Here is a 23,361-nt window from a genome sequence, read left to right as displayed (position 1 = left end):
GGTGCTCGTGACCGACACCAGCATCCCGACCGCCGCCCGCACGGCCGAGCCCGCACCCGCATCCGAGCCCGTACCTGCGCCCGTACCTGCGCCCTCCTGTGCGGACGGCCTCGCGGACGGCCTCGCGGGCGACTTGGTGGACGGCCGGGCGGGCGACCCGGCGGGCGACCCCGCCGCCGCGCTCCGGCCGGACGCCGAACTGATCGGCGCCGCCGTGGCCGCCGCCGGCCGGGGCATGATCGACCGTGAGACGGTGGCCGAGGTCGTGGCGCTCTGCGCGGTCGCCGGCGAGCACCTGCTGGTCGTCGGCCCGCCCGGCACCGCCAAGTCCGAGGCCGTTCGCCGGGTCGCCGCGCAGCTCGGCGGACGCTACTTCGAGTACCTGCTCGGCCGGTTCACCGAACCCAACGAGCTGTTCGGCCCCGTCGACCTGCGCAGCCTGCGCGAGGGCCGGGTCGAGTTCGAGACCGCCGGCATGCTGCCCGAGGCCGACATCGCCTTCCTCGACGAGGTCTTCCTCGGCTCCACGGCCGTCCTCAACACCCTGCTCGGCCTGCTCAACGACCGCGTCTTCCGGCGCGGCGGAACCGTCCTCGCCAGCCCGCTGCGGGTCTGTGTCGGCGCCGCCAACCACCTGCCGGACGACCCCGCGCTCGCCGCCTTCGCCGACCGCTTCCTCGCCCGCGTCTTCGTGGAGCCGGTCGCCGACGCCCGGCTGGAGGAACTGCTGGAGGCCGGGCGCAGGCCCGCCGCCGCCCCCGTCCGGCCCACCGACCTGCTCGGCGCCCTCGACCGGCTCGCCGTCGCCGCCCGCACCTGCGACCTGGACGACGTCACCCCGCTGCTCGGCGCCGCGCTGCGCCGGCTGCGCGCCGCCGGCGTGCCGATCGGCGACCGGCGGGCCGTCCGTTCGCAACGGCTGGTCGCCGCCGCCGCCGTCCTGGACGGCCGTACCACCGCCTCCGCCCGCGACCTGTGGGTGCTGCCGCTGATCGCCCCGACCGCCGACACCCAGGCGCTCGCCCGCGACACCCTCGGCGACCTCATCGAGAAGGCCGCCAACCAGAGCCTCGTGCACGCCGCCGAGGAACTGTCGCGCAGTTCGGCCGCACGCGCCGAACGGCTCACCCGCACCGGGGCCGAGCTGCTCGCCGCCCACCGCGAGCTGCCCGGGGGCCGCGACGCGCGGCTCCGGCTGGAGGCCGCCCTGCGGGAGATCGACGCCGGGTTCGCCCCCGCGGACCTGCCCGCCGGCCTGGCCGGCATACGGGCCGAGCTGGTCGCGGCGGTCGCGCCCTCGTGACCACCGTGCCGCCCGACGCCCCGTCGGCCCCGTCTCCGGCCGTCGCTCCCGCCGCACCGCCCTCCGTCGCGCCCGCCGTCGCTCCCGCCGCGCCGCCCGCCGTCAGACTCGGCTGGGAGCGCCGCGAACCGCCGCTCACCGCCGCCGCCGTCCTCGCCACCGACGAGGCGGTCCCCGCGCTGGCCGCCGCCACCCGGGACCGGATCGCCGACGGCGCCCGGCTCGGCGTCCTCGCCGACGACACCGCACTGCTCGTCCTCGGCGCCGAGGACGACCTCCCCTGGGCGGACGGCGCCCGCTACCTCGGCCACGACGGCGGGCTCCTGGTGCCGACCACCGCCCGGCCCGTCCCCGCCGCCGTCCTCTGGCGCACCGCCCTCGGCGCCGAGGCCGGACAGCTCTGCGTCCTCACCCCCGGCCACGCCCTCGTCGCCGCCCCGCCCGCCCCCGCGACCGACCCCGAGGCTCTCACCCCGTACATCCGGAGGGCCGCCCGGTGACCGCCGGGGCGCCGGTGGAGGCCGGGCGAACGGTGGGGGCCGGGCGAGTTGCGGGGCCCGGCCGGATGCCCGTCGGGCTGGCGCCCTGGGCGGGCACGCTGTCCGCGCTCACCCCCGAACTCGCCCTCGCGCTCGGGCCGTTGCTGCGCCACCTCGACTCCCTGGTGGGCGAGCGCGAGCCGGTGGCCGACGGCCCGGGCAGCCCGGAGGGGCTCGGCGGCCTCGGCCGGACCGGCCGGCCGGACCAGCTGCTGCCCACCGAATGGCTGCTCGCCGAGGAGTACCCCGACGAGTTCCTCCGCCGCTTCGCGGACCGTGAACTCCTCTACCTCGCAGCCGAGTTGCGCACCCCGGTCAGCCGGGGCCGGACCGTCGCACTGGTCGACACCGGGCCCGCCCAGGCCGGGCCCGGCCGACTGGTCCAGCTCGCCGCGCTGCTCGTCCTGCACCGGCGGGCCGCCGTACGCGGCACCGAACTCGTCGTGGGCGTCCTCGGCGACCCGCCCGACCGGTGGCTCACGGGGGACCTCGCCGAGCTGCTGCCCGCCTGGCTGCGCTCGCGCCGGCCCGCCGACCCGACGCCCGAGGACGTGGACCGCGCCCGGCAGGCACTGGACGCCGCCGACCGCGCCTGGCTGCTCACCTCACCCCGGCTCGCCGCCCGCCTCCCCGCCCGGCCCCGGGTGCTGACGAGCGAGACGACCCGCTGGGGCACGGCCGGCGCCACCCACGTCACCGTGCTGATCGACCGGTCCCAGGTCGAACTGGCCCTGCCCGCCGGCGAGATCGCCGTCCGGGCACTGCGCGGCGCGGAGTTCCGCCGCAGCGGCCCCGACGCCCCGCCGGCCGTCCCCCCGTCCGAGGCCTTCGGCGCGACCGGGGGAGCGCTGCCCGCCTTCACCACCGAGTCCCGCACCCTGGTCGCCCGGGGCGCGAGCACGGACGTCCTGCTGGCCGTCGGCATCCCGGACACCGACCACCTGCATCCCACCGTCCTCCGGGCGAAGCGGCACCGGCTGCACGGGCCGGTGGTCGCCGCCGGGCGGGCCGGCCGGCGGCTGATCGCCCTCCAGCTCCGCAAGGGGCACCTGATCCCGTACGTCAGCGGCCGTCCGTTCGGCTCGCCCGGCGACTACCGGGCCGATCCGGCCGACCTCGGCCTCGACGGGGCGGAGCTGGCGCGACTGCTGACCCGGCCGCTCCTGCCGCTGCTGCGCACCGGCGGCGACCTGCTCCTGCCGGTCGCCGGCCGCTGGCGGCGGCTCGCGGCCGACGGCACGGTCACCGACGACGGGCCGGTCGGCCGGGGCGCCGAGAGCCCGAGCCACTTCAACCGGTTCCGCGAACCGCGGCTCTTCGAGCGGAGGTTGCAGCCCGACGCCGCCCGGGCCAGGCACCTGCTGCACGCGGGAGGCACCGTCGCCTGGTCCGAGGACGGCAAGAGGTGGACGGTCTGGACCAGGCTCGGTGACGAACGGCGGCTCTCCTTCCGGGAGAACGCCGAGGTGCTCGGTCTGGTCCACGACCGCCGCGAGCCCGCGCTGATCACCTGGTCGCCCGGCGTGCGCACGCTGCGGGCGGTCCGCGCCGACGGCGTCCGCACGCTGAGCCGGTTCTCCGGCGGCCCGACCCAGCCGGCCCTGCACCCCACCCTGCCGCTGATCGCCGCCGAGACGGCCTCCGGCCGGATCGTGATCGGCGACGCCGTCACCGGCCGGATCCGCCACTTCCTCTGGAGCAACCGGTGAGCCCCGGCACGGCACTCTCCCCGCGCGCCACCGTCACCGCCGCCGGGTTCGTCCTCGACGTGCCCGTGATCGGCCGGGCGGAGGCCGTCCACCGCGTCCTGGCGCACTGGCGGGACGGCACCGAGCTGCGTGAACTTCCGGACGGTCGCTGGCTGTTGGTCCTGGCCGAACCCGTGGCGGTCCGGGGCGACCGGGCCCCCGGGCTGCCGCTGCGGGCGGCGGCCGACGGCACGCTCGCCGCGTTCGGGGCGGCCGAAGGACCGTCCGGCCCCGGCCGGCTCGTCCTCGTCGAGGCCGGACGGACGATCACCCGGCCCCTCGCCGGCCTGACGGCGACGGACCCGTCCGGCTGGCTGTCCCCGGCCGGTCTCACCCTGCACCGCCCGCGCCCGGTCGGCGCCGCCGCGGGGCCCGAGGCCGCACCCGTCGTGGACGCCGTGCCGACGCGCCCGCGCCCGGACCTGCGGGCGGCGGCGGGCATCCTGCCGCCCTCAGTACGGGCCGGCCGGCTCGCCGCCGAGACCGGCGGCTCCGAGGCCCCGTCCGGGCAGGGCTCCTGGAAGGGGCCCGTCCGCGCCGTCCGGGCCACGCCCGCCGGCCGGCTCGCGTACCTGGCCACCGCCCTCGTCCTGCTGGGCGTCGGCTGGCTGGTCCTGTTCTCCGACCGGGCCCACCTGGTCGTGGACCAGGGGCCGCGCATCGTCGGACTGTTCGCCCTCTGGTTCGTCCTGACGGTCGCCTACCACCTGATCCGCGGCGACCGGGGCGGCCACCGCGGTGGCGCGGAAGGTGGGAACGCCGCCACCGGGGCCACCGCCGGGGCGGCCACGGGAGCCGCGACCGGCCCCGCCCGCGGGTCCGCCCGCAGGTCCGCCCGCACCCGCCGTCCCGTCCTCCGCCACCTGCTCGCCCGCCTCACCCTGCGGACCCCGGCGGCCCGGTCGCTCCACCGCCGGCACCTCCGCTACCTGCGCGAGCTGACCCGGGCCTTCGAACAGCGCCGCTGGGACGACGCCCTGCGCGACGCCCTGCCGCTCGCCGCGCGCGCCTCCGACGACACCGGGCGGCCCTGGCTCTCGCTGGGCCTGCCCCGGCGCTTCACCGGCGCCCTGCGCGCCACCCCGCGCAGCGATGCCCTCGCCGTGGCCTCACCGTTCCACGGCCCCACCTCGCACCAGCACCTCACCGCCCTCTACCGGCACGCCGCCGAGCGGCTGGAGAAGGCGGGCCGGATCGACGAGGCCGCGTTCGTCCTCGCCGACCTGCTCGACGCGCCCGCCGAGGCGGTCGCCCTGCTCGACCGGCACGACCGCTCCGCCCAGGCCGCCGAACTCGCCGAGGGGCGCGACCTCGCCGCCGAACTGGTGGTCCGCCTCTGGTGGCGGGCCGGCGAACGCGACCGCGCCGTCCGCACCGCCCACCGCAGGTCCGCGTTCGCCGCGGCCGTCGTCCGCCTCGCCGCCACCGACCCGTCGGCCGGCCGCGAACTGCGCGCCGCCTGGGCCGAACACCGCCGCGCGGCCGGCGACCGGCTCGGCGCCGTCGAGGCGGCCTGGCCGGACGAGGCGCTGCGCCCCTCGGTCGTCGCCGACCTGCGCGACGCGGTCGCCCTCGGCGGGCCCGACCGGGGCCGGGCGCTGCCCCACCTGCTGGCGCTCGGCGTCGGGCAGTCCACCCGGGCGTTCGCCCGCGCCGTCCTCGACGGCGACGGCGACCCGCGCAGCAGCGGCCGGACCGCGCTCGCCGCCACCCTGGCCGAGTTGCCCGCCGCCGACCCCGCCGCCGACCGTGAACTCGCCACCGCCGCCGCCCTGGCGGCCGTCCGCGACGGCGGAATCGGCGGGCCGGACGCCGGGCCGGGCGCCCGCGCCGCGGACGCCCTCCTCGACCGGCTCCTGCTCCGCGCCGACCCGCTGGTCGCCGAGGACCTGGCCCGCCCGCGGCCCGCGCCGCGCCCGGCGGGCGTCACCCCCGCGTACACCGCCGCCGACCGGCCCGGCACGCTCCCGGTCCTGGACGCGGCGCTGCTCGCCTCGGGCCTGCTGCTGGTCGCCTGCGGCCAGGCGGGAGTGCGGCTGATCGGACCGGACGGCCGCACCCGGGCGTCCTGGGACACGCCCGCCGACCGGCTGGTCCTCGCCGACCACGGCGCCGTCGCCCTGCTGGTCGCCGACTACGGCGACCTCCGGGAGGTGTCCCGCCTCGACCTCGTCACCCGCGCCGTCCGCCCCTGGACCACCCTGCGCGCCCGGCAGTTCGCGTCCTCCTTCGACGGCCGGCACCTGATCACCGAGGACGCGGACGGCATCGCGGTGCTCGACACCCTGGCACCCCGTCCGTCCGTCGTCTGGCGCGAACTCGTGGTGGGGCAGAGGCTGGTGGGCCGCATCAACCGCACGCCCGGAGGCTGCGCGGCCGTCGTCCGGTCCTCCCTTCCCGACGGTTCCCCGTTCACCGAGGTCTGGCGCTGGGACCTGCCCGGCTGGGAGCTGCGGGCCCGCCTCCGGGTGGACGACGCCCTGGCCGAGCCGCACCTCGAACCCGCCGCCCTCGCCGCGGGCGGCCTGCTCGCCGCCTCGGCGCCGACCGGGGAGGCCCCGGGGACCACCACCCTCTGCTGGACCTCCGGCCTGCCGACCGTCCGACTGCGACTCGACGGTGCGGCCTCGGACGCCCCCGCCACCGACGGCGACCACTGGGCCGTGACCGTGCCGCTGCCCGACGGCGCCGGCCTGCGGCTCCACGCCGGCACCGGCCCGGCCCGGGGGCCCGCCCTCACCGCGGTCTTCCCGGACGCCGACCCGTCGCGGATCGGCGTCCGCCGCCACGCCGGGGCGGTCACCTACCGGCACCGCTCCGGCCGCGTCCTCGCCACCTCGGCCGACGGCGCCACCCTCCTGGCCAACGTCCGGGTGACCGTCTGACGGAGCGGAGCGGGGCGGCCGGTCGGCGAGGCGACCCGGCGGCATGAGGGGCGGTAACGGGGACGTGTAGTATCCCGATTGTGCTGATGGGTGAGGGTGTGGAGTGGGGCCTGCACTGCTGTCTGGCGTTGGCGTGGCTCGATGAGCAGGCGCCGATTCCGGCAGGGCGGTTGGCGGAGATCTTCGAGCTTCCGCCGGTGTACCTGAAGAAGCGGTTGCAGCCGCTGGTGCGGGCCGGGGTGCTGGCGTCGGTGGCGGGCGCGCGGGGCGGGTACCGGCTGGCCCGGGCGCCGGAGCGGATCACGCTGATGGAGGTGGTGGCCGCAGTGGAGGGCGCCACCGAGGCGTTCCGGTGCACGGAGATCCGGCAGCGGGGCGCGGGAGCGGAGGCGGCGGCGAGCGACTTCGCCAAGCCGTGCGGCGTCGCCGGGGCGATGCGGCGTGCGGAGCTGGCGTGGCGGCGCGAACTGGCCGCGCAGACCGTCGCCGACCTGCTCGCCGCCAGTCCGGCGGGAGCCCCGGCGCGCATGCGCCGCTTCCACGAGCGCCTCGGTTCCTGACGCCGCACCGGCCTGCCCGGCGCCGTCCTGTTCATTGCACCCCCGAATCGACCTGGCCCGAATCGACCTGGCCCGAACCGATGCGGCCCGGCCGTCCGGCCGGGCCTTCCACGAAGGAGAATCGGGATGTCTGATGTCTCGTTAACGCGGGCGGCGGTGGCCGAACCCCGAGGCGGCCGTGCCGGGGTGGTTCCGGTGCTCGCCCTCGGCACCTTCGCCGTCGGCACCGACGCGTTCGTGGTGGCCGGCTTCCTGCCCGAACTGGCCGCCGACCTCGGCGTCTCGACGTCGGCCGCCGGACAGGCGGTGACGGTCTTCGCGGCGGCCTACGCCCTGCTCTCCCCGGTGCTCGCCACCCTGACCGCCCGGGTCCCGCGCCGGACGCTGCTGGTCACGGCACTGGCCGGGCTCGGGGCGGCCAACCTGGCCTCCGCGCTCGCACCGACCTTCGCCGCGCTGCTCGCCACCCGCGTGGCGGCGGCCGGGGCCGCGGCGGCGTTCACGCCCAACGCGGGGGCGGTCGCGGCCTCCCTGGCCCGCCCGGAACGGCGGGCCAGGGCGCTGGCCGTGGTGGTGGGCGGGCTGACGGCGGCGACCGCGCTCGGGGTGCCGCTGGGCGGGCTGGCCGGTCAGTGGACGGGGTGGCGGTGGGCGCTGGCGGCGGTGGCCGGTCTGGCCCTGGCCGCCGCCGGGGCCGTTGCCCTGCTGCTGCCGGCGCTGCCCGGCGGTCCGGCGGTGGCGCTGCGCGAGCGCCTGGCGGTGCTGCGCCGGCCGGCGGTGCGGGCGATCCTGCCGCTGACGGCACTGGGCATGGCGGCGGCGTACACGGTGTACGCGTACAGCGTGCCGGCGCTGGCGGCGGTGGGGCTGACGGCCCGCGACGCCGCGTGGGCGCTGGGCCTGTACGGGGTCGGCGCGGTGCTCGGCAACCTGGGGGCCGGGCTCGCCACCGACCGGCTGGGCGGGGTGGGGGTGCTGACGGCCGGCTACCTCGTGATGGCGGTCGCGCTGGGCGGGCTCGGCCTGCTGGCGGCGAGCGGCACGCGCGCGCCGGTGCTGGTGGGGCTGCTCGCACTGGCCTGGGGAGCGAGCAGTTGGTGCCAGACGCCGCCGCAGCAGCACCGGCTGATCGCCGCTGCGCCGCAGGAGGCGCCGCTGGTCGTCGCACTGAACTCGTCCGCCATCTACGCGGGGATCGGCGCGGGCACCCTGTCGGGCGGCCTGACCGTCCACTCGGGCGCCGCCGCGCTGTACGCGACCGCCACCGGGCTGGCCCTGCTCGCCCTCCTGTACCTGCTCCTCACGGCCGCGACGCTCCCACGCGCGGACCGGCACGGATAGGCAGCTGTCGCGGCTCCGGGGCCGTGATCGTGCACTTCGTCGCCGAGGCCGTACGGCTGGACGATGTCCCGGTGGGTAGGGGCAGGTCCGCGTTCATCGACACCGGGCCGCCTTCCCCCGTCGGGTCCCGCCCGTGGTCGGGTGGCGTCGGCCTGACTATCATGTAATCCATGAATGTCGATTCCAACCCTTACGAGGTGCGGCCGGGTGTGCCGGACGTCGCGACCTTCCGGCACCTGCGCACCGCCTCCGGCATGAGCGACCGCCCGGCCGAGGCGGTGGCCGCCGGGCTGCCGAACACCTGGTTCGGCGTGACGGTGCGCCTCGACGGCGAGCCGGTCGGCATGGGCCGGATCATCGGCGACGGCGGATCGGTGTTCCAGATCGCCGACGTCTGCGTGCTCCCCGCCCACCAGGGCCGGGGCCTGGGCGCACGGATCATGGCCCGGCTCACCGCCGAGCTGGAGGACCGCGCGCCCAAGGGCGCCTACGTCTCGCTCATCGCCGACGGCGACGCCCACCGTCTCTACGCCAGGTACGGCTTCGTGGAGACGGCCCCGTACTCCGTGGGCATGCACCGCCTGGTGTGAGCGCGGCGTCCCCGGTCCGTCCCGCCGAAGGGCGGGGCGGGACGGGGCCCGCGGCCGGTCAGGCGTGGATGCCCTGGCCCGGGGTGAGGATGCCCGCCGGGTCGAAGCGGCGCTTGGCGGCCACCGCGCGCCCCCACCGGGTGCCGTAGTGGCGCCGCCAGTCGGAGCGGGTCATGTCCGGGATCGCGCCGATGAGGTACCGCGTGCCGCCCAGCGCCACCGCCCGGTCGTACAGGCGGCGGTTGCGCCGCAGCGCGGCGGCGTGGTCGGCGCCCGGGGCCGGGAAGGAGAGCAGGTCGAAGTGGAAGCCGACCGGCTCGTCCGGCATCACGGCCATCGGGCGGGTGAGCACGTCCTTCCGGTACGGGTAGAAGAGCAGCAGCCCGGAGCCCAGGTCCTCCGGCGTGAGCAGCGCGGTGGCCTCGCGCATGAACGTCGCGGTCGTCGAGGCGGGCAGGAAGAGGCTCAGCCAGGGCTTGGGCTGCGCCCAGAGGCCGGCGGCCTTCAGGTACCCGGCGAAGCCGTCCACCCGGAACGCGTACTCGCGCGCCGTCTGGTCGACCACCGTCGTCTCGGCCGCGACGCAGCGCAGGCCGCGCAGCAGGGCCGCCCGGTCCGGTACGGCGGCGCCGTCGTAGTGGGCGACGAGTTCCGCCTTGTAGCGCCAGCCGGTGCCGGCCGCGTTCCGCACGACCTCGCCGACCTGGAGGTCGAAGCGACGCTCGGCCATCAGCCTTTCCTGGTCCGCGAGGTAGGCGGACAGGTCGTCGTAGAACAGGTTGAAGACGAGCGCCCGCTCGCGCGCCCGGACCAGGCGCACGGTGGCGCGGACGATGATGCCGGCCTGGCCGCCGCCGGCGAGGACCGCCTCGAACAGCTCGCGCTCGGACGTGCGGGAGGCGGTGACCAGGCGGCCGGTGCCGGTGACCACGTCGACCGACTCGACCGTGTCCACCTGGAGCCCGAACCGCTGGACGCCGCCGCCGATCCCGCCGACGCTCAGGGTGCCGCCCACGGAGAGGTGCAGGTAGTCCGTCAGGCAGGGGGGCGTCCAGCCCTGGGCCAGTGCGGCCTCGGTCAGTCGGGCCCAGGTGACGCCGGCCTCCACCACGGCCCGGCCGGGGGTGATCCGGACGATCCGGTCCAGGCCGCGGGCGTCGATCGCGATGCCGCCGCGGGCGGACGCCTGCCCGTAGCTGGAGTGCGACTCCAGCTCCGCCGTGGCGCCGGTGCCGCTCTGGCCGTTCATCGCCACCGGGATCCGGTGCCGGCGGGCGAAGGCGACCACCTCGGCGACGTCCCGCACCGAGCCGGGGTGCAGGACGGCGCGCGGCGCGGCGGTCACCAGGTGCCCGAAGTCCCCGCCGAACCGCGCCAGCGTGCCGGCATCGGCCACCACGGTCCCGTCCAGACGCGGCAGTGCGGCCAGGGCGGAGCCGGCCGCGACGCCGGGCGCACCGGCGGCACCGGCCCCGGTGGCGGGCGTTCCGGCCGGAGCGGAGTCCCCGGCGGCGACGGCCCAGGAGCGGCCGACGGTGTTCCAGCCGATCACCGTCGCCGCCGCGCCGACGAGCAGACCGCGGCGGGGCAGGGATGACTTGCTCATTTCAGATTTCTCCGATCAATCGTCATATTGTCAGTGTTGTATCGCATTGCCGTCGGCGCGTACACGTGTCATCGGTCCCTCAAGGGCGGCGAACGGGGCCGGTGTTCGGGCGCGCTCCCGGCGGCCGCGGTCGGCTCCGGAGTGGTCTACACCACATGAGGGGGGCGAACGCATTGATCCGGACACGTACATGTCGCCACCGCCACCCGGCTGACCAGCCGGAAAGCCCCTCCGGGGCGGTGTCCGGCACGGAACGGCCGTGGCCGGAAAACCGGTTGTCGGGCCTGGCGGGGCCGGGGGAGAGTAGAGACATCGCGATCGACGAGAGAGACGAGAGCGACGAGAGAGAAACCGAGGGCGAGCTGGGCCTGGGAGAGCCCAAGGGCCTGTAAAGCCCCCGCTTCGGCTGTGGTGGTTCGAATCCATCCTCGCCCACCCTCGGGATGCCCCGGGCCCCACGGCCCGGGGCATCGTCATGTCACGGCCGGCGAATCCGGCCGAACGGCCCTGCGCCGACGGTGCGTGACGTTCCGTCGGGGAGCGGTGCCCGGTGGAGCGGCGCTCACCTGCGCCCGGCTAGCCTTGGCCGCATGTTCGTTCTGGAGCTGACCTACACCGCGTCCCTCGACCGCATCGACGCGGCCCTCCCCGCCCACGTGGAATGGCTCGGCCGGCACTACGCCGACGGCACCTTCCTGGCCTCCGGCCGCAAGGTCCCCCGCGACGGCGGCGTCATCCTCGCCACCGGCGACGACCGGGCCGCGATCGAGGCGGTCACCCGGACCGACCCCTTCGTGGTGGAGGGCCTCGTGGAGTACACGGTGACGGAGTTCCTGGCGACCACCGTCGCCCCCGTCCTCGAAGCGCACCGCCAGCGGCTCCCCGCCTGAGGTCCCGCCCGCCACCGCCGTGCCGGGGGCCGCACGGCCGGTACCGACGCCCGGTCCGGGGCCCGGAGCGGTCCGACGACGCGTCCGCCCGGTGCAGCGCGTCCGCCGGTCCCACCCGACCCGCCTCGCCGGGCGGCCCCGCCCGGGTACGGTCGGCGGTCGTCCACTGGCTACGATCGGTGAGCACGGGGCACGGAAGCGCCGGGCCGCTGGCCGGCGCACGGCGAGAAATCTGGTGGGAGAAGACGATGGCACACGTACGGGCCGGGCAGCCGGCGCAGCCGGGCGACCTGGTGGACGTGGCGCGGTTGGTGACGGCGTATTACACGCTGCACCCGGACCCGGAGGAGCCGGGCCAGCGGGTGGCGTTCGGCACCTCGGGCCACCGCGGCTCCTCGCTGGACGCGGCGTTCAACGAGGACCACATCGCCGCCACCACCCAGGCGATCTGCGAGTACCGGGCCGCGCGGGGCGTCACCGGCCCGCTGTTCCTCGGCGCCGACTCGCACGCCCTGTCCGAGCCGGCCACGGCCACCGCCGTCGAGGTGCTGGCCGCCAACGGCGTCACCGTCCTGCTGGACAGCGCGGACGGCTACACCCCGACCCCCGCCGTCTCGCACGCGATCCTGACCCACAACCGGCGCAGCCCCCGGGCGCTGGCCGACGGCATCGTGGTCACCCCGTCGCACAACCCGCCGCGCGACGGCGGGTTCAAGTACAACCCGCCGAGCGGAGGCCCGGCCCCCTCCGAGGCGACCGGCTGGATCCAGGACCGCGCCAACGCCCTGATCCGCGAGGGCCTGCGGGGCGTCAAGCGGGTCCCGTACGCGCGGGCCCTGGCCGCGCCGACCACCGGTCGGCACGACTACGTCACCGCCTACACCGAGGACCTCGTCTCCGTCCTGGACCTGGACGCGGTGCGGGCCGCCGGCCTGCGGATCGGCGCCGACCCGCTCGGTGGCGCGTCCGTCGCCTACTGGGGGCGGATCGCCGAGACGCACCGCCTCGACCTGACCGTGGTCAACCCGGTGACCGACCCGACCTGGCGCTTCATGACGCTGGACTGGGACGGCAAGATCCGGATGGACTGCTCCTCGCCCGCCGCGATGGCCTCGCTGATCGCCCGCCGCGACGAGTACGACATCGCGACCGGCAACGACGCGGACGCAGACCGGCACGGGATCGTCACCCCCGACGGCGGCCTGATGAACCCCAACCACTACCTCGCGGTCGCCGTCGACTACCTCTACCGGCACCGCGCCGACTGGCCCGCCGACGCGGCGGTGGGCAAGACGCTGGTCTCCTCGTCGATGCTCGACCGGGTCGCGGGCGACCTGAAGCGGCAGCTCGTCGAGGTGCCGGTCGGTTTCAAGTGGTTCGTCGACGGCCTGCTGGAGGGCTCGATCGCCTTCGGCGGCGAGGAGTCGGCCGGCGCGTCGTTCCTGCGCCGCGACGGCGGGGTCTGGACCACCGACAAGGACGGCATCCTGCTCGCCCTGCTGGCCGCCGAGATCACCGCCGTGACCGGCCGCACGCCCAGCGAGTACTACCGCGACCTGACCGAGCGGTTCGGTGCCCCCGCCTACGCCCGGGTCGACGCCCCGGCGGACCGCGAGCAGAAGGCGCTGCTGTCCCGGCTGTCGGCCGACCAGGTCCGGGCCGGCGATCTGGCGGGCGAGCCGGTCACCGCCGTGCTCACCGAGGCCCCGGGCAACGGCGCGGCCATCGGCGGCATCAAGGTGTGCACCGAGAACGCCTGGTTCGCCGCCCGCCCGTCGGGCACCGAGGACGTCTACAAGATCTACGCCGAGTCCTTCCAGGGACCCGACCACCTGGCCCGGGTCCAGGAGGAGGCGCGCACCCTCGTCAACGAGGTGCTCGCGGGCCAGACGGACTGACGATCCCCGCCGCACGTGCGGCCCGGCCGGTGGGCGACGACCGCCCACCGGCCGGACCGCCGGTGGCCCGCGCGCGCCGGTCCGTCGGTCGGGCGGCCGTTCCCCGGGCGGCCGTTTCCCGGGTGGGTGATCCCCGGGCGGCGGTCCCGCAAGGCCGGTCACGACCCGGACCGGCCGGCCGCCCGGGCAGCGGCCGGCGCGGTGTCGAAGGGCCCGATCAGCGCGCGGAGGCCGGGGACGGCTGCTCGGCGTCCCCGAACCGGGCCAGGGTCAGCGCACCGGCCACCGCCGTCAGGAAGCCCGCGACGGCGAGCGGCGTCGCGTCGTGGCGGGTGTGGTCGCCGAGCAGCAACACGCCGATGACGGCCGGACCGAGGGTCTCGCCCAGCACCATGGCCGCCGTCGCGGCCGTCACCGAACCGCTCTGCATGGCCCAGGTCAGCGCGCTGAAGCCGCCCAGCCCGGCGAGGGCGATCGCGTAGGCGGAGGGCTCGACGAGGAGGTCGGGCGGTCGGGCGTCCGGCAGGACCCGCACCGCGACGCCGACGACGCCGAACTGGAGGCCGGCGACCAGCCCGAGGAACGGCGCGCTGCGGCCTCCGGCGAACCGCACCACCAGCCAGCCCACGCCGATCAGCAGGACCGAGGCGAGCAGGACGCCCAGCCGCAGCGCCGGGCTGCCCCGGCCGGGTCCGTCCCGCCCGGCGGTGAGGGCGAGGACGCAGAGCCCGACACAGACCGCCGCCACCCCGGCCCACTCGCTGCGCCGCAGCCGCACCCGCAGGACGCGGGCCGAGCCGACGGCGGTGACGGCGAGGGCCGAGGCCAGGACGGCCTCGACCTCGTAGAGCGGCAGCCGTTCGAGGGCGATCAGCTCGGCGCCGAACCCCAGCATGTCCATCCCGACTCCGACCAGGAACGGCCACTGGCGGAAGGCTCCGGCGAGCGCGGCGGCCCCGCCCGGCCGCCGGCCGGCTGCGGCGCGGCGTGCGCCGACCGCCTGGAGCACGGTGGCCGAACCGGTGAGCAGGGCGGCGAGCAGCGCCGACAGCAGACCGAAGGACATGCGCAGACCGTACGGGCCGACGGTGCGGCGGGTCCTCGCGCCGCGCCGCCCGGGCCTCGGGACGGGAGGCGGGTGGGAGCCCGGGTGGGGTGGCGCGGGGCTGCCGGTCGGGGACCGTCCGGTCGGGTTCGTTCGTCCAGGGACCGTCAGCTCCGGTCGCGGGTCGGGTCGGTGTTCGCGACGGGTGGTGGCGGGGTGGGCGCGCGCCCGGCGTCGAGGTGAGGTCGCAGGCCGGATGGCCTATAGTGTGGCGATATGTCCGGTTCACCCGACTGGAGCAATTAGTCCGTCCGGTGTTTCAGGATCTCGGCGCGCAGGCGTTCGATCGAGATGCGTTGCCCCGTTCGGCTGCCGAGGGTGAGCCGGGTTCGGGCGGTGCGGTGCCGTTCGGAGTGATGCGGTCGGGAGGCCAGATGGACAGGCGTGCGGTGGTCGGCGAGTTTCTCGGAACTCTGCTGTTGGTGCTGCTGGCGGTGGGCGCCGCCGTGGTGGCCGGGGATGCGATCGGATCGGTCGGGATCGCGCTGGCGTTCGGCTTCGTGCTGCTCGCCCTGGCGTACACGTTCGGCCCGATCTCCGGGTGCCACGTCAACCCGGCGGTGACCTTCGGGTTCCTGCTGGCCCGCCGGATCGACGGGCGTACCGCCGCGTCGTACTGGGTCGCGCAGTTCCTCGGCGGGATCGCCGGCGCGGCCCTGGTGCTGGTGCTCGCCAAGCAGATACCCGGCCTCCAGACCCACGAGAAGCTCGGCACCAACGGCTGGGGCGACCGCTCCGCCGTGCACATCAACCTCGGGGGCGCGTTCCTGACCGAGGTGCTGCTGACCTTCCTCCTGGTCTTCGTCGTTCTGGCGGTCACCCACCGCCTGGCCGCCACCGGATTCGACGGCCTGCCGATCGGCATGGCGCTCGTGGTGGTGCACCTGGTCGGGATTCCGCTCACCGGGACGTCCGTCAACCCGGCGCGCAGCTTCGGTCCGGCGCTGTTCGCGGGCGGCGCGGCGCTGTCCCAGCTGTGGCTGTTCATCCTCGCGCCGCTGGTCGGCGGCGCCCTCGCCGCCGGTGCGCACCTGCTCACCCACCCGCAGCCGAACATCGCCGCCGCCGAGGCGCTCGCGACGGACCGGCGGGCGGCAGCCGCCGACCGCTGACCTCGCGGTCGCTGCCGGGGCGCCGCCCCGGCGCCCGGTGCGTGAGCCTCCCGGAAGGCCCGGCCCCGACGCTCGAACGAGCCGTCGGGGCCGGGCCTTCCGGCGTGTCCGAGGCCGGGCGCGCGGCCCGGCTTCGCCGCCCCGGCGCGCGGCGGCCATGTGGCGGGGGTCGGACGGCGGGTGCGAATCAAGCCCGGTGGCTCATTGTCATGCACAAATTGGACGGGATATTACTTCTCGGTAATCTCAGGTCGTCCCACGGGTGAACCATGAGCCACCCGTCACGCCCTGAAGGAACGTCACGTGCTCCGACCCTCCTCCCGCCGCCCCGGCCGCGTCCTGCGCGCCGCCCTCGCCGCCGCCGCGGCCACCGGCCTGCTGGCCGTCGTCCCGCCCACGTCCGCCCGTGCGGCCGCACCCGCCCCCACCGCCCGGGCCGACGGTGACACGGGCACCGCGCACCTCGACGCCGTGGAGCGCGTCCTGCGGGAGGTGTCGCCCGGGCTGGAGGGCACCGTCTGGCAGCGCACCGAGGGCAACAGCCTGGCCGGTGCCGGTGCCGGTGCCGGTGGCGGTGCCGGTATGGGTACGGGGGCGGAGCCGGCCGGCTGGCTGCTCCAGACGCCCGGCTGCTGGGGCGACGCCACCTGCGCCGACCGGCCCGGCACCCGCGCGCTGCTGACGAAGATGACCGCCGATGTCGCCGCCGCGACCCGGACCGTGGACGTCTCCACCCTCGCGCCGTTCCCCGACGGCGGCTTCGAGGACGCCCTCGTCGCCGGACTCAAGGCCGCGGTGGCCGCCGGGCACCGCCCCGTCGTGCGCATCCTGGTCGGCGCCGCGCCGCTCTACAACGCCAACGTCCTGCCCTCCCGCTACCGCGACGAGCTGGTTGCCGGGCTCGGCCCGGCGGCCGGCTCGGTCAGTCTGAACATCGCCTCGATGACCACCTCGCGCACCGCGTTCTCCTGGAACCACTCCAAGCTCCTGGTCGTCGACGGACGGACCGTCATCGCCGGCGGCATCAACGGCTGGAAGAACGACTACCTCGACACCGCCCACCCCGTCTCGGACGTCGACCTGGCGCTCAGCGGCCCCGCCGCCACCTCGGCCGCCCGCTACCTGGACACCCTGTGGGAGTGGACCTGCGGCCGGACCGGCCTCTTCGACAACGCCTGGTTCGCCTCCTCGGACGGCGGGGCCTGCCGCCCGTCGATCGAGCGCGACCTCAACCCGGCCGCCCCCGTCACCGGGACCGTCCCGGTGATCGCCGTCGGCGGGCTCGGCGTCGGCATCAAGGCCGCCGACCCGGCGTCCGGCTACCGGCCCGGCCCGGTGGTCGGGGCCGCCGACGCCAAGTGCAGCCCGCTCACCCTGCACGACAACACCAACGCCGACCGCGACTACGAGACGGTCAACCCCGAGGAGAACGCCCTGCGGGCCCTCGTCGGCAGTGCCCGGCGGCACATCGAGATCTCCCAGCAGGACATGAACGGCACCTGCCCGCCGCTGCCCCGCTACGACACCCGCCTCTACGACCTGCTGGCCGCGAAGCTCGCCGCCGGGGTCAAGGTGCGGATCGTGGTCAGCGACCCGGCCAACCGCGGCGCCGTCGGCAGCGGCGGCTACTCGCAGATCAAGTCCCTGGCCGAGATCAGCGACGTGCTCCGGGCCCGCCTCGCCACCCTGACCGGCGACCGCACCAGGGCCACCGCCGCGCTCTGCGGCAACCTCCAGCTCGCCACCTTCCGGGCCGCCCCCACCGCCACCTGGGCCGACGGGCACCCGTACGCGCTGCACCACAAGCTGGTCGCGATCGACGACTCGGCGTTCTACATCGGATCGAAGAACCTCTACCCGGCCTGGCTCCAGGACTTCGGCTACGTCGTCGAGGACCGCACCGCCGCCGCGCAGCTCGACCGCGACCTGCTCGCCCCCGAGTGGCGCCACTCCCAGGCCGCCGCGACCGTCGACTGGGCCACCGGCCTCTGCCGCGCCTGACGCCGGCGCCCCGGGCCGGTCCGTCCGGCCGGTCCTTCGGGCCGGATCTAGGAGCCGGGCCGGCCGTCGTGGCCCGCGGCGGCGTCGCGGGCGGCCCGTTCGCGGGCGCGACAGGGGAGGTGGCGGCTGAGCGCGTCACTGCAGTTGGCGGCGGCCATGCGGCGCAGCAGCTCGGCGGTGCGGGCCGTGAGCGGGCGGGCCCAGGCCCGCAGGGCGGCGTCGGCGCGCGCGTCGAGGCGCTCGACGGCCGAGCGGATCCGGGCGAGGAGACGGACGGTTGTGCGGAGCGGGTGGTTGAGGCGGTTCACGCGAATGCAACCTGACCTTCACCTGTGCGGTTCCGCCCGTCGGTCGCCCGGCCGATGGCAGGGGCCGCGTCGCGCGCCCCTCGGCCCGCGCTCGCGCCGACCGACGGCGCGGGTCGGCAGGAGAGCCGGGAGGAGCGTCGGGAGGAGGGCCGGGAGAAGGTCCGCAGGCGGTGCTGCTACCGTTCGGCCGGGCGCGGGACGTTCGGCCGGCGGCGCCAGCCGGGAGGCGGCGAGCCAGGCGGCACCGAGCAGTGCGGTCGCGGCGAGCGGCACCAGGACCTCGGGACGTGACGACGGACGCCACGGTACGAACAGCACGGCCGCCAGGGCCGAGGACCCGGCGAGCACGGCGGCGTAGCCCGGACCGGACGTCCAGGCGGTGGCCCGCCGGCCGATCCGGTCGGGCGGCGGCCGGTGTTCCACCGGCGGCCGGTCCGGCTCGTTCAAGGCACCCCCCGCGCCCGTCGGTCCCGCGGGGCCAGGCCAGGCGTCGACCGGGGGTGGCGCCAGGTGCTGTCCGGGCTCTGAACCGCCGTCTCCGTGCGGAGGGACGCAGGCCGGTTCACGGTTCCACGCCCTGACCGAGGCGGTGCCGGATCAGTGTGGTGGCGACGGCGACCTGGGACGGCTCCAGGGCGGTCCGGCCGTCCTCGACGTCCCAGAGGGCGTTCTGCAGCACGCGGCCGAGCGTCCAGCCGGCGGCCCGCGAACGGTCCAGGCCGAGCGTGCCGGTCAGCAGGTCGAACCGCCGGAGAACGGTCCGTTCGGTGGCGGAACCCCGGTGCGCGGCGTCCCACCGTTGGTCGATGGCCGGGAGCAGGTCGAATCCCGGGTCGCCCGAGAGGGGTTCGGGATCGATGGCGAGCCACGGGTGGCGCTCGCCGGCGAGCACGTTGCCGTCGTGGAGGTCCCAGTGCAGCAGCCGATCACCGGGCTCGTCGAGCAGTGCGGCCACCGTCGAGGCGCAGGTGCGGAGGAGGCGTCGCTCGTCGGGGTCCCGGAGGGAAGGGACGGCCCGGGGTGCCTCGTCGACCATGGCGGCGGCGAGGTCCCCGAGGCGGCGGAGCCCGGCCGGGGCGGGGACGGCCGTCAGCCGGGCCATCAGGCCGGCGAGGACCGACAGCGCGGTGTCGTCGTCGGCCACCACGCCGAGCGGCCGGGCCGCGTCGAGTCGTTCGAGCAGTTGGGTGCCGGTGGCGGGGTCGTCGTCGAGCAGCAGGACGGCGCCCTCGCCCCGCCAGGCGCGCAGCCCGGCGGCGACGCCGGCCGTCTCCTCGCGCACCTGTTGCAGCCGCAGGACCGCGGGGGAGCCGTCGGCCCGCAGGACGGGAAGGACCAGCGAGGCCATGCCGTGGGCGGGCGGGCCGTCCGGTCGCAGGGTCCAGCGGTCCAGGAACTCGGCTGCGAGGGAGGGGAGTTCCCCGATCCAGGCGCGCTCGGCGACCCCGTGTGCGCCGTAGGCGGCGGCGAACTCCTCGGGGACACGAACGGGGGCGAGGGCGCGAACGGGGACGGGGGCTGTATCGGGGGCGGCGTCGCGGCTGCTCAAGGGGGCCTTCCTCGTCGGGGCCGGGCAGGTTGTGCCCGGCGGGTCGTGCCGGTTCGGTCGCTGCACGGGGTTCCGCCGCGCAGTGGTTCCGACTCTCGCACGTCGGCCGGGAGGGTCGGCCGCCGGGTGTTCCGTCCCCATTCGGTCACCTGACGGAGTTTCGGCCTCCGGGTGCGCGGAGACTGGGGGCCGACGCCCCGGTCCCGGGGGCCGAGGTGCCGTGCCCGTGCCGTGCCGCCGATGCCTCGGCGCCGAAGCGGCAATGTGCATGCCATTGTTACAAAATGTCCCGACCCGCTTCAGAGTCGCCCGTGGGGGCCTAACATCCTGCGCGGGACACCTGGGGCTGCTGCCCCGGCTGTGCTCCGCCGCGCACTCTCGTGCCGCAACTGCCTTGTGAGGAAACGTGTCTGACTGGTCGTTGGCCATAGATTTCGGTACCTGCTTCACCACCGCGGCGGTTCGCGTGGCGCAGGCCGGTCCGGTGGTGGCGGTCGAGATCGAGAACAGCCGCTACCTTCCCTCGCTGGTCTGCCTGGACGACGCCGGGGCGCTGCTCACCGGCCGCGCCGCCGTCCAACTCGCCGCCCAGCGGCCGGAACGGGCGGAGCTCGGCCCCAAGAGGGCGCTGCTCCGCCAGCGGGCCGTCCTGCTGGACGGCCGCGAGGTGGCCACGGTCGACCTCGTCGCCGCCGTACTGGCCCGCGCGGCGGCGGAGGCCCGTGCGCAGAACGGCGGCGGCGCCCCGGCGCGCACCGTGCTCACCCACCCTGCGGACTGGTCGCCGGTCGATCTGGGCCGGCTCGTCGAGGCGGCCGTCCGGGCCGGTATCGACGACCCGGAGCTGCTGGCCGAGCCGGTGGCGGCGGCCCGTTTCCACGCCGCCGCGGCGGCCCTCGGGGCGGACGCCGGTGAGGCCGGGCACGCCGACGGCTCCGCGCCGTACGAGGACCGCCCGATCGCCGTCTACGACCTCGGCGGCGGGACGGTGGACATCGCCGTACTCCGCCGGGAGGGGGGCGGGTTCAGGGCCGTCGCGGTCGCCGGCAACCCGGACTTCGGCGGCCGGGACCTCGACCAGGCCCTCTTCGAACTGCTCCGCGACCGCGCGTTGGACGTGGACCCGGCCCCCTGGTACCGGCTCTGGCCCGATCCGGCGTCCGCTGCCGCTTCCGATTCCGCCGACGCTTCCGACGCGTCCGACGCTGCCACCGCCCACCAGCGTTTCCAGCTCGCACGGGAGTTGACCCTCGCCAAGGAGTCCCTGTCGAGCACCGGGACGGTCTACCTCGCGGTGCCCGGCTACCGCGACCCGTTCGTCGTCCAGGGCGGCGAGTACCGGGCGGCCGTCACCCCGGCGCTCACCGCCTCCGTCGAACTGCTGGAACGGGCGCTGGCCCGGGCCGGAGTGTCCCCGGAGGACCTCGCCGCCGTCGTCCTGTGCGGCGCGGCCGGCCGGACTCCGGTGGTCGCCGACCTGATCGCCGCCCGTCTGGGCCGGCTTCCCGAACTGGCCGCCGATCCCAAGGCCGTGGTCGCGCTCGGTGCGCTCACCGACCCGCCGGCTTCGCCCGGACCGGCGGACGGCGCCGGCGGTGCCCACGACGGCGCAGACGCCGGCCAGAGTGCCAAGCGCTGGGCCGTCACCCACTATCCGGACGAGGACGACCCCCGTCTGGACGGGCGCCGGCCCCTCTGACCCCTGATCCGAACCGACCCGCCCCGGAACGAACTGCCGGGCCGGGACCGGACACCGCACCCCCAACTCCGTGTCCCGCCCGTCGGGAGCACTCCGACCGGACCCGCCCGCCTCCCGAGGAGCCGCGAGGAATCGCATGGACATCGTGATGCTCGGCCACCATGCGGCCGGGAAGACCAGCTACCTCTCCCTGATGTACGCGGCCATGTGCGACGGCGTCGAGGGCATGACGCTGAGCACCGCCGACACGACCGCCCACCGCGTGCTGACGTCCGGCGCACGGGACATCCTGAGCGGCCGCTACCCCCGGCCCAGCGACCGGCCCCGCGCCTACGACTTCGTCCTGCGCCACGACGGGGCCGACGTCTTCCCGTTCCGCTGGAAGGACCACCGCGGGGGAGCGCTCACGGAGCACCGCAGCGACAGCCGGCAGGCGGCCGACCTGCACGACGACCTGGTCGCCGCCGACGGCATCGTGCTCTTCGTCGACGCCCTCCGGCTGGACACCGACCCGGAGGCGGCCGAAGCCGTCCGGCGGCTGACGGTCCGGGTCCACCAGGCCCTCGCCGACCGGGAGGAGACGCTGACACCGCTGGTGATCGCCCTCACCAAGGCCGATCTGGTCGACCTCGGGGCCGACGACGCGGAGGACCGGTTCGTCGGACCGTTCCGGCCGCTGATCGAGGCGGTCGCCGAAACCCGCCACATCCAGGGGGCGTTCATCCCGCTGGTCTGCGGACCGGAGCCGGAGAACGTGGCGCTGCCGGTGCTCTGGACGCTCCGCTTCGGCATCATCGGGCGGGCGATGCGACTGTCCGCCTCGATCGACAGCCTGATGGCCTCCGCCCAACTGGCCGATCAGCGCGACACGTTGTGGGACCGGGTCAGCAGCTGGTGGGACGACGTGCCGTCCTGGGCGGCCCTCCGGGACCGTGACCGGGCCCTCGCCGCCTCCGAACTCTCCCTCCTGCAACCACTGGTGGAGCCGGCCGACCGGTTGGGTGAGCTGTTGGAGGACATCCTCTCGTTCTGAGCCGCGGTCCGCCCCCGCCACCGTGGGACCCCGCCCCGACTCCCGATCCGATCCCTCCCAGGCACCACCGGCAGCGCCACCACCATCGGAAGCACCGTGACCCTCGACCTCGCGAACAGAGGACCGCGTCCATGGACGTTCCCAGCATTTCCGTGACCATGATCGGAGCCGCCGGCTCCGGCAAGACGGCCTACCTGCACGGCATGTACAACCGGTTGTCGTCCGGTCTGAAGGGCTACTACCTCTACACCACCGACCCCGACCGGGACCTCGACCTCGCCGAGCACTGGGCCAGGCTCCGCCGCACCGGCGAGATGCCGAAGCCCACCCCGGACGACGTGCCCGTCACCTACGAGTTCGTGTTCCGCCGTGGCATGCGCGACCTCATGCAGGTCGACTTCGTGGACTTCCGCGGCGACTCCTTGGCCGCCCCCCGCGGCTCGGCGCCGGACGTCTCGCGGCTTGCGGAGCGGCTGGAGGCCACCGACACCATCATTCTCGCGCTGGCCTCCGAGCACGTGGCCGAGTGGGTCAAGGCCGGGGCCCCGGGCAGCCTCGAACGGGCCGGAGACCTGATGGAGATCCCCCGGTGCAGCATCGCGATCTCCAGGGTCTTCAGCAACCGCTTCCGCGCCCGCCAGCCTCCCCCCGGTGTGGTCGTGCTGCTCACCAAGGTCGACCTGTTGGCCGCGCGCACGGGGATGAGCGCCGCCGAGGCGCTCCAGGTGGTGGCGAGGAACCTCGGGAACCTCGTCCCCGCCCTCGCCGGGGAGGAGGCCGAGGGCGTCACGGTGGCGCTCTGCCCGATCCAGCTGGGCGCCTTCGGCGAGGGCGATAGGACCATCGTCGACGCGACCCGGATCAGCCCCAAGAACCTCCACCTGCCGATCGTCTTCAGCCTTCGCCACTACCTCAGCGAGGGCATCGCCCGGAACGAGCACGAGATGGCGAGGCTCTCCGCCGGCCTCGACTCCTCCCGCGGCGAACTCGCCGCACTCAGCCAGGGGCTGTTCGGCGGCATCTTCAGGGGAGACCGGAAGAGTTCCGCCCGGCAGCAGATCGAGCGGCTCGTGGCCGACAGCCGGGCGACCTCGGCCGACCTCCAACGGGCCCAGGACCGGTGCGCCGAGCTGGACCAGGAACTGCGAGGGATCGCCATCTACCGCGACGGCCGATTGCTGACGGACTGACACC

The 23,361-nt window shown here is 76.0% G+C and carries 18 protein-coding genes and 1 tRNA gene; 15 read left to right on the top strand and 4 right to left on the bottom strand.

The genetic code is table 11. The annotated features are described in order from the left end of the window. Positions 1-7: 7 nt before the first annotated feature. The 7 genes from ACFWIC_RS04430 (at position 8) to ACFWIC_RS04400 (ending at position 8,966) form a co-directional block, all read left to right on the top strand. Entirely contained in the window at positions 8-1,303 is a 1,296-nt protein-coding gene (locus ACFWIC_RS04430; RefSeq protein ID WP_380515715.1) for an AAA family ATPase, read from the top strand. Beyond that, entirely contained in the window at positions 1,300-1,803 is a 504-nt protein-coding gene (locus ACFWIC_RS04425) for a hypothetical protein (protein ID WP_380515712.1), read from the top strand. The genes ACFWIC_RS04430 and ACFWIC_RS04425 overlap by 4 nt, the downstream gene beginning before the upstream one ends. A 65-nt stretch (positions 1,804-1,868) precedes the next feature. Beyond that, the gene (locus ACFWIC_RS04420) at positions 1,869-3,551 is read left to right on the top strand and encodes a hypothetical protein (protein WP_380515709.1); all 1,683 of its coding nucleotides are present in this window, start codon (positions 1,869-1,871) and stop codon (positions 3,549-3,551) included. Next, a complete protein-coding gene (locus ACFWIC_RS04415) occupies positions 3,548-6,475 on the top strand; it encodes a bpX6 domain-containing protein (RefSeq protein WP_380515706.1) in 2,928 nt (975 codons plus the stop codon). The genes ACFWIC_RS04420 and ACFWIC_RS04415 overlap by 4 nt, the downstream gene beginning before the upstream one ends. An 86-nt stretch (positions 6,476-6,561) precedes the next feature. Continuing rightward, the gene (locus ACFWIC_RS04410; RefSeq protein ID WP_380515907.1) at positions 6,562-7,035 is read left to right on the top strand and encodes an RrF2 family transcriptional regulator; all 474 of its coding nucleotides are present in this window, start codon (positions 6,562-6,564) and stop codon (positions 7,033-7,035) included. 156 nt (positions 7,036-7,191) lie between these two features. Continuing rightward, positions 7,192-8,376 (top strand): MFS transporter, encoded by a 1,185-nt coding sequence (locus tag ACFWIC_RS04405; RefSeq protein ID WP_380515703.1) that lies wholly within the window; start codon positions 7,192-7,194, stop codon positions 8,374-8,376. Positions 8,377-8,546: 170 nt separating this feature from the next. Next, a complete protein-coding gene (locus tag ACFWIC_RS04400) occupies positions 8,547-8,966 on the top strand; it encodes a GNAT family N-acetyltransferase (RefSeq protein ID WP_380353786.1) in 420 nt (139 codons plus the stop codon). A 58-nt stretch (positions 8,967-9,024) separates the two neighbouring features. Here the strand turns inward: ACFWIC_RS04400 and ACFWIC_RS04395 are convergent, their stop codons facing one another. Continuing rightward, positions 9,025-10,572, bottom strand: coding sequence for an FAD-binding protein (locus ACFWIC_RS04395; RefSeq protein ID WP_380515700.1), 1,548 nt, complete (start codon positions 10,570-10,572; stop codon positions 9,025-9,027). Positions 10,573-10,927: 355 nt separating this feature from the next. Between ACFWIC_RS04395 and ACFWIC_RS04390 the strand changes: the two genes are divergently transcribed. The 3 genes from ACFWIC_RS04390 (at position 10,928) to pgm (ending at position 13,360) form a co-directional block, all read left to right on the top strand. Then, positions 10,928-11,007: transfer RNA gene (locus ACFWIC_RS04390), tRNA-Tyr, on the top strand. A 155-nt stretch (positions 11,008-11,162) separates the two neighbouring features. After that, the gene (locus tag ACFWIC_RS04385; protein ID WP_329881047.1) at positions 11,163-11,462 is read left to right on the top strand and encodes a YciI family protein; all 300 of its coding nucleotides are present in this window, start codon (positions 11,163-11,165) and stop codon (positions 11,460-11,462) included. Positions 11,463-11,710: 248 nt separating this feature from the next. Further along, entirely contained in the window at positions 11,711-13,360 is a 1,650-nt protein-coding gene (gene pgm / locus ACFWIC_RS04380) for a phosphoglucomutase (alpha-D-glucose-1,6-bisphosphate-dependent) (RefSeq protein WP_329881046.1), read from the top strand. Positions 13,361-13,577: 217 nt separating this feature from the next. Here pgm and ACFWIC_RS04375 read toward each other — a convergent pair whose 3' ends face one another. Next, positions 13,578-14,426 (bottom strand): hypothetical protein, encoded by an 849-nt coding sequence (locus ACFWIC_RS04375; protein WP_329952750.1) that lies wholly within the window; start codon positions 14,424-14,426, stop codon positions 13,578-13,580. A gap of 413 nt (positions 14,427-14,839) precedes the next feature. Between ACFWIC_RS04375 and ACFWIC_RS04370 the strand changes: the two genes are divergently transcribed. Then, positions 14,840-15,577: an MIP family channel protein gene (locus ACFWIC_RS04370; protein ID WP_380515695.1), complete on the top strand. Its 738-nt coding sequence runs from the start codon at positions 14,840-14,842 to the stop codon at positions 15,575-15,577. A gap of 303 nt (positions 15,578-15,880) precedes the next feature. Next, complete coding sequence (locus ACFWIC_RS04365; protein WP_380515692.1) at positions 15,881-17,578, top strand: phospholipase; 1,698 nt, start codon at positions 15,881-15,883, stop codon at positions 17,576-17,578. A gap of 47 nt (positions 17,579-17,625) precedes the next feature. Here the strand turns inward: ACFWIC_RS04365 and ACFWIC_RS04360 are convergent, their stop codons facing one another. After that, on the bottom strand, positions 17,626-17,886 hold the full coding sequence (locus tag ACFWIC_RS04360) for a hypothetical protein (RefSeq protein WP_329881041.1): 261 nt from the start codon (positions 17,884-17,886) through the stop codon (positions 17,626-17,628). A 562-nt stretch (positions 17,887-18,448) separates the two neighbouring features. Further along, positions 18,449-19,435: an aminoglycoside phosphotransferase family protein gene (locus ACFWIC_RS04355; RefSeq protein WP_380515689.1), complete on the bottom strand. Its 987-nt coding sequence runs from the start codon at positions 19,433-19,435 to the stop codon at positions 18,449-18,451. 421 nt (positions 19,436-19,856) lie between these two features. On the opposite strand from ACFWIC_RS04355, the gene ACFWIC_RS04350 reads away from it, so the two are divergent. The 3 genes from ACFWIC_RS04350 to ACFWIC_RS04340 all read left to right on the top strand — a co-directional run bounded on the left by ACFWIC_RS04350 (position 19,857) and on the right by ACFWIC_RS04340 (position 23,357). Beyond that, entirely contained in the window at positions 19,857-21,134 is a 1,278-nt protein-coding gene (locus tag ACFWIC_RS04350; protein ID WP_380515686.1) for an Hsp70 family protein, read from the top strand. Positions 21,135-21,270: 136 nt separating this feature from the next. Continuing rightward, positions 21,271-22,167 (top strand): hypothetical protein, encoded by an 897-nt coding sequence (locus ACFWIC_RS04345; RefSeq protein ID WP_380359747.1) that lies wholly within the window; start codon positions 21,271-21,273, stop codon positions 22,165-22,167. A 131-nt stretch (positions 22,168-22,298) separates the two neighbouring features. Beyond that, complete coding sequence (locus tag ACFWIC_RS04340; RefSeq protein ID WP_380359749.1) at positions 22,299-23,357, top strand: hypothetical protein; 1,059 nt, start codon at positions 22,299-22,301, stop codon at positions 23,355-23,357. Positions 23,358-23,361: the final 4 nt, after the last annotated feature.

Origin of the sequence: Kitasatospora sp. NPDC127035 (assembly GCF_042726075.1) — a bacterium.
In the GTDB taxonomy this organism is placed as follows: domain Bacteria; phylum Actinomycetota; class Actinomycetes; order Streptomycetales; family Streptomycetaceae; genus Kitasatospora.
Note: the sequence above shows the minus strand (reverse complement) of the source record. Positions and strands in the feature narration are given on the sequence as shown.

Coding starts and splice junctions, on each gene's coding strand:
- ACFWIC_RS04340 (WP_380359749.1), top strand. CDS start 22,299: ATGGACGTTCCCAGCATTTCCGTGACCATGATCGGAGCCGCCGGCTCC.
- ACFWIC_RS04370 (WP_380515695.1), top strand. CDS start 14,840: ATGGACAGGCGTGCGGTGGTCGGCGAGTTTCTCGGAACTCTGCTGTTG.
- ACFWIC_RS04420 (WP_380515709.1), top strand. CDS start 1,869: ATGCCCGTCGGGCTGGCGCCCTGGGCGGGCACGCTGTCCGCGCTCACC.
- ACFWIC_RS04385 (WP_329881047.1), top strand. CDS start 11,163: ATGTTCGTTCTGGAGCTGACCTACACCGCGTCCCTCGACCGCATCGAC.
- ACFWIC_RS04345 (WP_380359747.1), top strand. CDS start 21,271: ATGGACATCGTGATGCTCGGCCACCATGCGGCCGGGAAGACCAGCTAC.
- ACFWIC_RS04395 (WP_380515700.1), bottom strand. CDS start 10,572: ATGAGCAAGTCATCCCTGCCCCGCCGCGGTCTGCTCGTCGGCGCGGCG.
- ACFWIC_RS04410 (WP_380515907.1), top strand. CDS start 6,562: ATGGGTGAGGGTGTGGAGTGGGGCCTGCACTGCTGTCTGGCGTTGGCG.
- pgm (WP_329881046.1), top strand. CDS start 11,711: ATGGCACACGTACGGGCCGGGCAGCCGGCGCAGCCGGGCGACCTGGTG.
- ACFWIC_RS04375 (WP_329952750.1), bottom strand. CDS start 14,426: ATGTCCTTCGGTCTGCTGTCGGCGCTGCTCGCCGCCCTGCTCACCGGT.
- ACFWIC_RS04400 (WP_380353786.1), top strand. CDS start 8,547: ATGAATGTCGATTCCAACCCTTACGAGGTGCGGCCGGGTGTGCCGGAC.